The 3,339-nt window shown below is 35.8% G+C and carries 2 protein-coding genes; both read right to left on the reverse strand.

Annotated features, from left to right (window positions below):
* Positions 1-1,536 (reverse strand): flagellin A (locus tag AJ881_RS03720; RefSeq protein WP_070282555.1); only part of this gene is annotated, 1,536 nt, incomplete at its 3' end.
* 165 nt (positions 1,537-1,701) lie between these two features.
* The coding region (locus AJ881_RS03725; protein ID WP_070282552.1) for a flagellin A at positions 1,702-3,339 on the reverse strand (1,638 nt) is incomplete at its 5' end.

Here is a 3,339-nt window from a genome sequence, read left to right on the forward strand (position 1 = left end):
TTGATTTTGCACTGAACCAATATCGGCTCTGATTTGATCAAGATTTGTTATAGCAGTTTCTGCTATATCCATCACTGCCATAGCGCCTTTAAGTGTAGTTACACCTGCTGTTTCATCTTTTACACCAAGAGTATTTCCAACTGAAGTTTTCAAGGTTGCAAATTGAGATAAATTAGAACCACTAGAAAAACCTGAGCCTGCGGATACATTATAAACTGCTGAGAGTTGAGAAGCTGCAGAAACAGCTATCACATTAGCAAAACCTGTGGAATAATTTTTACCACTACCTACAGAATAACCTGAACCTGACGAAAATCCACTACCGGCATTACTCATATAAGCAGAAACAGAAGAATAACCCCCTAAAATATTACCTTTATCAACTGAGTTAAACCCCATAGCATCAGCAACATTGGCATCAATTTGACCTTTTGATTCTCTTAGAGAAACAGAAGCTTGTGAAATGAAACTACTTGCACCAAATCCAGTAGCAGTTAATCCTGTTCCACTGATTAAAATATCTTTACCATCATTTTTTACCAAAGATAAGCGACCGTAATTTTCTTTCATATTTGGATTGATAAAAGCACCCTTGCCTATATCACCTTCAATTTTAATCCCTCTACCCTCTCTTGAAGTGAGCAAAAGTTTACCATTTTCATCTATAGAGGCTTCTACTCCTGTAGTATCTTTTACAGAGTTGATTGCAGAAACTAAAGCACCATTGCTATCGCCATCTTTATATTCTATCTGGCCGATTTTTACCCCATTAATAGTAAAATCTTCAGAAGTAGTACCTTCTCTAACTGCACCCATACCTCGAGTCTCTACTGTAAAGGTAGCCCTAACACCCGTTTTATCGGCATTTTTATTGATCTCTTCAGCTAAAGCCCCAAGTCCTGTTCCAACCGAAGTTGAAATCACAACTTTTTGAAATTTAAAATCATCTATACCGTTATAGTTTTTCAAAGTAAATTGCACTTCACCACTTTCAGAAATCCTTCCTCCAGTTTCAAAGCGTGTTAAACCGATTTTAGAAGATTGGGTTGGGCCTATGGTAGCTTTAATAGTTTGATTTGAACTTGCACCGATTTGAAATTCTTGATTGATAAAATTACCACTTAAAAGTTGTTTACCATTAAATGAAGTAGTATTAGCAATATTATCAAGTTCTTCCATCAAGCGGTTAATATCTGCTTGAAGCATAGTTCTTGTTTTTAAGCTTTGTCCATCTTGAGCTGCTTGAGTTGCTTTAGTCTTGATTGTATCTAAGATCTTAAGTTGCTCATCCATAGCTTTATCTGCAGTTTGTAAGATACCTAAAGCATCATTACCATTAGATATAGCTTGACCTAAAGTATTAGCTTGAGATCTTAGACTATCTGCTATCGCCATCCCTGAAGCATCATCTGCGGCTGAGTTGATTCTAAGACCTGAACTAAGTCTGCTTAAAGACTTATCAAGCTCGTTAGAATTAACAACTGAATTTGCGTGCGCATTTAATGCGCCGATGTTGGTGTTTATCCTAAAACCCATTTTAAATCCTTTCAAAATATTGCATCGAAAAGATTAAAAGCAAAAAGTGTTCCAAGTTTTAATTAATCAAAAATTTAAAGCTTATAAATAAAAAAGCCTAGTATTTAAACTAGGCTTGGATTTGTATATATTGCAGCAATTCTTATAAAAATTACTTAACTTGTGCTATTGAAGCAATCTTAAAACATTTTGTTGTGTTGAATTTGCTTGCGCCATAGCATAAGAACCACTCTGAGCTAATATATTTGCTTTAGAGTAGTTTGCACTCTCACTAGCAAAGTCTACATCTCTGATTTGAGATTCTGCTGATTTAACATTTACTTGAGTTACAGTGATGTTGTTTATAGTTGATGTGATTTGATTTTGCACTGAACCAATATCGGCTCTGATTTGATCAAGATTTGTTATAGCAGTTTCTGCTATATCCATCACTGCCATAGCGCCTTTAAGTGTAGTTACACCTGCTGTTTCATCTTTTACACCAAGAGTATTTCCAACTGAAGTTTTCAAGGTTGCAAATTGAGATAAATTAGAACCACTAGAAAAACCTGAGCCTGCGGATACATTATAAACTGCTGAGAGTTGAGAAGCTGCAGAAACAGCTATCACATTAGCAAAACCTGTGGAATAATTTTTACCACTACCTACAGAATAACCTGAACCTGACGAAAATCCACTACCGGCATTACTCATATAAGCAGAAACAGAAGAATAACCCCCTAAAATATTACCTTTATCAACTGAGTTAAACCCCATAGCATCAGCAACATTGGCATCAATTTGACCTTTTGATTCTCTTAGAGAAACAGAAGCTTGTGAAATGAAACTACTTGCACCAAATCCAGTAGCAGTTAATCCTGTTCCACTGATTAAAATATCTTTACCATCATTTTTTACCAAAGATAAGCGACCGTAATTTTCTTTCATATTTGGATTGATAAAAGCACCCTTGCCTATATCACCTTCAATTTTAATCCCTCTACCCTCTCTTGAAGTGAGCAAAAGTTTACCATTTTCATCTATAGAGGCTTCTACTCCTGTAGTATCTTTTACAGAGTTGATTGCAGAAACTAAAGCACCATTGCTATCGCCATCTTTATATTCTATCTGGCCGATTTTTACCCCATTAATAGTAAAATCTTCAGAAGTAGTACCTTCTCTAACTGCACCCATACCTCGAGTCTCTACTGTAAAGGTAGCCCTAACACCCGTTTTATCGGCATTTTTATTGATCTCTTCAGCTAAAGCCCCAAGTCCTGTTCCAACCGAAGTTGAAATCACAACTTTTTGAAATTTAAAATCATCTATACCGTTATAGTTTTTCAAAGTAAATTGCACTTCACCACTTTCAGAAATCCTTCCTCCAGTTTCAAAGCGTGTTAAACCGATTTTAGAAGATTGGGTTGGGCCTATGGTAGCTTTAATAGTTTGATTTGAACTTGCACCGATTTGAAATTCTTGATTGATAAAATTACCACTTAAAAGTTGTTTACCATTAAATGAAGTAGTATTAGCAATATTATCAAGTTCTTCCATCAAGCGGTTAATATCTGCTTGAAGCATAGTTCTTGTTTTTAAGCTTTGTCCATCTTGAGCTGCTTGAGTTGCTTTAGTCTTGATTGTATCTAAGATCTTAAGTTGCTCATCCATAGCTTTATCTGCAGTTTGTAAGATACCTAAAGCATCATTACCATTAGATATAGCTTGACCTAAAGTATTAGCTTGAGATCTTAGACTATCTGCTATCGCCATCCCTGAAGCATCATCTGCGGCTGAGTTGATTCTAAGACCTGAACTAAGTCT

The sequence above is a fragment of the Campylobacter sp. BCW_6460 genome (genome assembly GCF_001762705.1).
Classification (GTDB): Bacteria; Campylobacterota; Campylobacteria; order Campylobacterales; family Campylobacteraceae; genus Campylobacter_D; species Campylobacter_D jejuni.